At 29.6% G+C, this 6,095-nt stretch carries 7 protein-coding genes; 6 read left to right on the top strand and 1 reads right to left on the bottom strand.

What is annotated here, in order from left to right; all coding sequences use genetic code 11:
- The first annotated feature begins 38 nt into the window (after positions 1-38).
- Positions 39-1,067 carry a flavodoxin-dependent (E)-4-hydroxy-3-methylbut-2-enyl-diphosphate synthase gene (gene ispG, locus XJ44_RS02420; protein WP_075665474.1) on the top strand — a complete coding sequence of 343 codons (1,029 nt, stop codon included), beginning with the start codon at positions 39-41 and terminating at the stop codon, positions 1,065-1,067.
- On the opposite strand, the gene XJ44_RS02425 is transcribed toward ispG, so the two are convergent.
- Positions 1,045-2,076, bottom strand: a complete 1,032-nt coding sequence (locus XJ44_RS02425) for a hypothetical protein (RefSeq protein WP_077197940.1) — start codon at positions 2,074-2,076, stop codon at positions 1,045-1,047. The genes ispG and XJ44_RS02425 overlap by 23 nt on opposite strands.
- A gap of 222 nt (positions 2,077-2,298) precedes the next feature.
- On the opposite strand from XJ44_RS02425, the gene XJ44_RS02430 reads away from it, so the two are divergent.
- Genes XJ44_RS02430 through pyrE form a run of 5 tightly spaced genes read left to right on the top strand, consistent with a single transcriptional unit; the run spans position 2,299 to position 6,061 of the window.
- Positions 2,299-3,465 carry a dihydroorotase gene (locus XJ44_RS02430; RefSeq protein ID WP_084758737.1) on the top strand — a complete coding sequence of 389 codons (1,167 nt, stop codon included), beginning with the start codon at positions 2,299-2,301 and terminating at the stop codon, positions 3,463-3,465.
- Complete coding sequence (locus tag XJ44_RS02435; RefSeq protein WP_075665476.1) at positions 3,443-4,087, top strand: iron-sulfur cluster-binding protein; 645 nt, start codon at positions 3,443-3,445, stop codon at positions 4,085-4,087. The genes XJ44_RS02430 and XJ44_RS02435 overlap by 23 nt, the downstream gene beginning before the upstream one ends.
- On the top strand, positions 4,084-4,899 hold the full coding sequence (locus XJ44_RS02440; RefSeq protein ID WP_077197941.1) for a tRNA-dihydrouridine synthase: 816 nt from the start codon (positions 4,084-4,086) through the stop codon (positions 4,897-4,899). Before XJ44_RS02435 ends, XJ44_RS02440 begins: the two co-directional genes overlap by 4 nt.
- Positions 4,896-5,501: an orotidine-5'-phosphate decarboxylase gene (gene pyrF / locus XJ44_RS02445; protein ID WP_075665478.1), complete on the top strand. Its 606-nt coding sequence runs from the start codon at positions 4,896-4,898 to the stop codon at positions 5,499-5,501. The genes XJ44_RS02440 and pyrF overlap by 4 nt, the downstream gene beginning before the upstream one ends.
- Positions 5,498-6,061 carry an orotate phosphoribosyltransferase gene (gene pyrE, locus XJ44_RS02450; protein ID WP_075665479.1) on the top strand — a complete coding sequence of 188 codons (564 nt, stop codon included), beginning with the start codon at positions 5,498-5,500 and terminating at the stop codon, positions 6,059-6,061. Before pyrF ends, pyrE begins: the two co-directional genes overlap by 4 nt.
- Positions 6,062-6,095: the final 34 nt, after the last annotated feature.

Genomic DNA, 6,095 nt, shown 5'->3' on the forward strand with positions numbered 1-6,095 from the left:
TCACCTCAACAAATATTTTATCACATAGGAGGATTGAAATGAAAAAAGAAATTAATATAGGCAATGTGAAAATAGGTGGAAAAAATCCAATTGTCATTCAATCTATGACAAACACAAACACGGAAAATATTGAAGAAACACTATCACAAATAAATAGATTGTACAAAGCAGGCTGTGAATTAGTAAGAGTTTCAATTCCAACATTTGAAGCGGCAATAGCACTTAAAAATATTACAAAAAAATCTCCAATACCTGTAATAGCTGATATACACTATGACTACAAACTTGCAATAGAAAGCATTAAAAACGGTGCTAAAAAGATTAGAATAAACCCTGGAAATATAGGAAATAAAGAAAAAGTAAAAGAGATAGTAAAAGTTGCAAAAGAGTACAATATACCAATAAGGGTTGGAGCAAATTCTGGTTCAATTTCAAATGAATTTGCACACCTATCAAAAGTTGACGCACTTTGTGAATCTGCACTTAAAGAAGTTAAAATTTTAGAATCTTTGGGATTTTATAATATAGTAATATCAGTAAAGAGTTCAGATGTAAAAGAGACTATACAAGCATACGAAAAAATTTATAACATCACAGAATATCCATTACACTTAGGAGTTACAGAAGCAGGCACATATGAATGGGCTTTAATAAAATCATCCATTGCACTTGGATATCTTCTATACAACGGTATTGGAGATACAATTAGAATTTCAATTGCCGGTGATCCTGTAAACGAAGTAATTGTTGCAAAAAAAATACTTATATCTTTAAATTTAAGAAAAGGCCCACAAATAATTGCCTGCCCAACTTGCGCACGCACAAATATTGACGTTGAAAATTGGGCAAATATCTTGGAACAAAGATTTTCAAACAAAAATATTAAAATAGCGGTGTTGGGATGTGTCGTTAACGGGATTGGCGAAGGAAAAGATGCGGATATTGGAATAGCAGGTATTCCAAATGGATTTATATTATTTAAAGACGGGAAAATTATAGGGCAATTCAAATCTGAAGAAATAATAGATGTATTGGAAAAATATATCAATACAGGGGAAGAAAAATAAACCTTTTCTTGTTAATAGTAGATATTAAAAGATATTTTCTAGACTTCAAAAAAATTAAATTTTCACTTCCCAATCTATTTAATGCAGATCTTAAAAAATATGCATTAGTTATTGTTTGAAATTTTTCAGGCGATGAAATTTCAAGATGACCTTTATATTCCATATCAGATGAAGATGCAAAAAAGAATAATCCTGCTGAATTACCCGCCAACTTTAATCGAGAATACCTACCAGAAATCATAGATCTTCTTAAAAATCTTTTTAAATTTTTCAAGCTAATACGCATAAATTCTTTTGCGTTGGAAAATTCTTCTTCAAGTAAATAAATCATTTCTTCATTCAGATTTTCACCACATACATTAAAAAGTTGATCACTTTTTAATACCATATGTCTTAATCCATATCCCAATTCAATTTCTCTTCCTTTCAACAACTGTAGTGCTTTTATTAGATGTCTTGAAGAATAATACGGTATTCTCCATGAAAAAGTAGAACTTTTGTTATCCCTTCTAACATAATTAATTATTCCATTATTTTCAGCAACCAATCTAAAACCATTACCAAAAAATAAGTCTACAAAATTCCCTTCTTCAAGGTGCGAAGATACAAAATCAAGGTCATTTAAAAATGTACTTCTTGAAATATCTAAAAGTTTTTCATACCTATCTTCAAAATCTTTCAAATGAAAATCCTCAATTTTTAATTTTAAATTCTCATCTTTTGCCTTTAAAAATACATATCTACCATCTGAATAAATATTTATATCTCCTGAAAGTTCATATACAAAAAATTTTAAAATATCAAGTGGTAAAGTAAATGAAAGTGTAGTTGGATTCATTTCAGAAACAACAAATTTAACCGTCAAACAACCATCACTACCAAACATGCTTAAATAACCACTATTGTAGGAAAAACCAACTTTTCTATTTATTTTTTCAACACTTCCCACCACTTTGTCTATTAACTTTAGGGCTTTCTTCATTTCGTCAACATTTATTTTTAATCTCATACATTCACCTCTTTATATAATTCTACAATAAAAAGCTTCCTTCTCAAACAGGATAAATATATGCTAGACTTTAAATTTACAATTAACAAATTGTACAATGATACTTGATTATCGAAGAAAAATATGATATAAAAGTAATTGAAAAATTTGTGGGGGGAAAAGTATGAAAATTTTATTCTTCAATAAAAGGGAAAATAAATATTACATAAAAAACACCTAAAAATGGGGCTTTTGGCCCCATTTTCTTTATTTTTCAGGGGGGGTGAAAGTATAAAAATTTACGATCCTTTTGAAAAAAAGATATTCTATGAAGATCTTGAATTACCAGAAAAAGTAAAAGGAAAAAACTTAATATGCGTTCCCACCTTTTTTGACTTTCACACACATGTTAGATTATTAAAAAATCAAGAAAACTATGAATCTCTGCAAAAGGCATGTATTGCCGGTGGATTTTCGGAAGTATTGATACAACCAAATACAAATCCACGTCTTGAAACAAAAGAAGTACACAAGACACACGAACAGTTAACTAAAAAAACTTATGTAAAATTTTATAGAACCACTTCTTTATTTGGAAACCAAGAACCTTCAGGAAATATCCTATGTTATTCGACAGACGGAATTGAATATACATACAATGATTTAGTTAAAAATTTTTCCAAAAAAACTCCTGCTTTAGTTTTGGACCACAGTCAAATATTTGAAAACAAAGGAATGTTCTATAGAAAAATAAACAATATTCCCAAAAGACCAATAACAAATGAAGCAATTGCCATATCTAGAACTGTACTTACAGGAATTGAGTTTAACTTTAAAGATTTTCACATACAGCACGTTTCTTCAAAATATTCCATAGAAATTATCGATTTTTTAAAAAGATATACCCATATAACCTCAGAAGTAACACCTCATCACTTATTAATTTCAAATGAAGACATATCAAATTCAAATTTTAAAATTAATCCTCCACTGTGTGATAGGAAAACAATAGAATTTTTAAAAACAGCTGTAAAAAAAGATAAAATAGACATACTAGCCACTGATCACGCTCCCCATCCGAAAAAACCAGATGACTTTGAAAAAGCACCATACGGTACTTCAAATATAGAAATAGCATTTTCTGCTTTTTACACCGCACTTGAAGATGTTTTCTTAGTTGTTGATAAACTGTGCAAAAATCCAAGGAAAAGATTGGGAATAAAATACAAATTTTCCCATGAAAATTTAGTAATAATAGATCTAAACCAAACCTATATAGTGGATAGCAGCAAATTTTTAAGTAAAGGAAAAAATTGTGCATTTGACGGCATGAAACTCAAGGGGAAAATAATCGGAGTAAAAATAAAAGGACAATGGGGGTATTGGGATGGAGAATACTTACTTGACTAAAAAAGATGTTATTAAATTAAACAAAGACACTTATATAGTTACATTTGAAAACATAAAGTTCGAATTAGGTCAATTTATAATGATCGAAACAAAAAATTTAGTAAGAAAGCCTTTTATACTTGGCACTTGGAATAACCACCCTGCAATTTCCGTACAAATTAAAGGTAAAGGAACCGAATACATAGTAAAAACACAAAATAATATAAAGGCCCATTTTCCACTTGGAAAAAAATTTATCCCACCGTCTGGAAAAGGAATGGTAATTATTTCTCCAACATGTATAACCCTTGCAAATTTAATAACAAAAGAATATAACTGTGATGTACTTGTTGGCAGTAAAACACCTCTTGAATACAAAATACCATTTGAATTTGCAACAGGTGATGTGGAATTTGCAAACAAAGTTGAAAAATTAAAAAAATACGACTGGTATTTAATATCAGGATCAAAGGCAATGGAAAATTTTGTGCTTTCTAAAATTGAATCAAATAATATTTATGTATCTTTAGAAGAATATATGGGATGCGGAATTGGAGCGTGTAAAAGTTGTGCAGTTTTTACGAAAAACGGGGTTAAACATATATGTACAGATGGCCCCATATTTAGGAGGGATGAACTATGAATCTTAATCCACCGTTAATTATAGCCTCAGGTCCTGGAGGAAATGGGGAATATTTAAAACTAATAAATCCAGAGTATATAGGAGCTTATACGTTGAAAACTGTAACTTTAAATCCAAAAAAAGGTAATCTTCCTCCAAGAATGCGAGATAAAGAACATTTTGTAATTAACAGTATTGGCCTTGAAAATCCTGGTATAAACCATTTTATTGAAAATATAGAAAAATATAAATTAAATGTTAAAACTATATTAAGTCTTGGTGGAGATACAAAAGAAGAATATATAAAGATTGCAGAAATTATTGATCCATATGCACAATATTTTGAAGCAATAGAATTTAATTTTTCCTGTCCAAATGTGAAAAAAGGAGGATTATCGATTATATCAGATAAAGACGAATGGGAAGAAATTTTAAAAAAAGTAAGAAAAATACTTCCAAATACCTTTTTAATTGCTAAATTAAGTATAGAAGGAAACTTTGTAGAAACTTCTTCACAAATAGTAGCCAAACACAACTGGGAAGGAATAACCCTAATAAATTGTGTAAGAGGATTAATAATAGAAAATGGGAAAGTAATTACAGGAGGAATTTCCGGTCCAATTCTAAAACCTATCTCATTACGTGCAATATATGAAACAAGGAAAAAATTAAAAGATATCTATATAATAGCTTCAGGTGGAATTTATACGGAAAAAGATGCAGATGAATTTCTAGAAATAGGTGCAAACGCTATTTCCATAGGAAGTGCACTTTTTAAAGATCCAAATGTTGTTGAAAAAATAGGAAAATATTTGAAAGGAGTGAAAAAATGATACCAGTATTAAGTTTGGATATGCAAAAACCATTGGAGTTTATAAAAGAAGTAGGTAGCTTCGAAACAGTAAAAGTAGGGCACAATCTTGCAATTAACGGTAGAAAAATTCTTGATGAGCTCTACAATCTAAACCTCAAGGTCATATTAGACTTAAAATTTTGCGATATTCCTTCTACAGTAGAACGTTCAATAAAAAGTTGGGACCATCCTACAATTATTGGTTTTACAGTCCATAGTGCAGCAGGTATAGAAAGCGTAAAAGCTGCTTTAAATGCAACAGATAAATTAATATTTTCAGTAATCAAACTAACATCACAAGAGGGAAGTTTGGAAAGCTACATTGACAAAATTTTTGAACTAGAAAACTTAAAAAGTTCATTTGTTCTTCCAGGAAAATGGGCAATAAAGTTGAGAAAAAAACTTACTGGAAAATTTTTAGTACCTGGCATAAGGATGGAAGTAAAATCAGATGATCAAAAAGATGTTATAACTCTTTCCCAAGTAGAAAATATTGCAGATTTTGTAGTACTTGGCAGAGAAATTTATCTTTCGAAAAATCCAAAAGAAAAAATTCAAAAAATAAAGGAGGAATTAATATGAAAATAGAAGAAATTTTAAAAACAACAGGAGCCCTTTTAAATGGTCATTTTATCTTATCATCCGGTAACCATTCGGAAAAATACATTCAATGTGCAAGAATATTTGAGTATCCAAAATATGGAGAATTAGTAGGAAAAATGCTAGCAGAAAAATTGGAAAAATACAACCCTGATCTCATAATCGGCCCCGCTATGGGAGGAATACATATAGCATACATAGTAGCAAAATACCTAAATAAAAGAAATATTTTTGCAGAAAGAGAAAACAAAAAAATGACATTAAGAAGAGGCTTTAAAATAAACGAAGGAGAAAAAGTAGCAATAGTAGAAGATGTAATAACAACGGGAAAATCAGTAAAAGAAGTAATAGAGATAGTAAAAGAAAGTAAGGGAAAGGTATGTTGTATTGGTTCAGTAATAAACAGGTCTGATAATAATCCATTTGAAGTACCATACGAATATCTTTTAAAAATCAATATTCCAATATATAAAAAAGAAGAATGCCCATTATGTAAAGCACAAATTCCTGCGGAAAAACCAGGAAGTAGATTCATAAAATAAAAAAAGCAGGCGAAAGCCTGCGAAAAAAAAATAA

Source organism: Thermosipho affectus, from assembly GCF_001990485.1.
Lineage (GTDB): Bacteria > Thermotogota > Thermotogae > Thermotogales > Fervidobacteriaceae > Thermosipho > Thermosipho affectus.

Bases quoted from the DNA above. Each gene is read 5' to 3' on its own strand.
- ispG (WP_075665474.1), top strand. From the start codon at position 39: ATGAAAAAAGAAATTAATATAGGCAATGTGAAAATAGGTGGAAAAAAT.
- XJ44_RS02425 (WP_077197940.1), bottom strand. From the start codon at position 2,076: ATGAGATTAAAAATAAATGTTGACGAAATGAAGAAAGCCCTAAAGTTA.
- XJ44_RS02430 (WP_084758737.1), top strand. From the start codon at position 2,299: ATGGGGCTTTTGGCCCCATTTTCTTTATTTTTCAGGGGGGGTGAAAGT.
- XJ44_RS02435 (WP_075665476.1), top strand. From the start codon at position 3,443: ATGGAGAATACTTACTTGACTAAAAAAGATGTTATTAAATTAAACAAA.
- XJ44_RS02440 (WP_077197941.1), top strand. From the start codon at position 4,084: ATGAATCTTAATCCACCGTTAATTATAGCCTCAGGTCCTGGAGGAAAT.
- pyrF (WP_075665478.1), top strand. From the start codon at position 4,896: ATGATACCAGTATTAAGTTTGGATATGCAAAAACCATTGGAGTTTATA.
- pyrE (WP_075665479.1), top strand. From the start codon at position 5,498: ATGAAAATAGAAGAAATTTTAAAAACAACAGGAGCCCTTTTAAATGGT.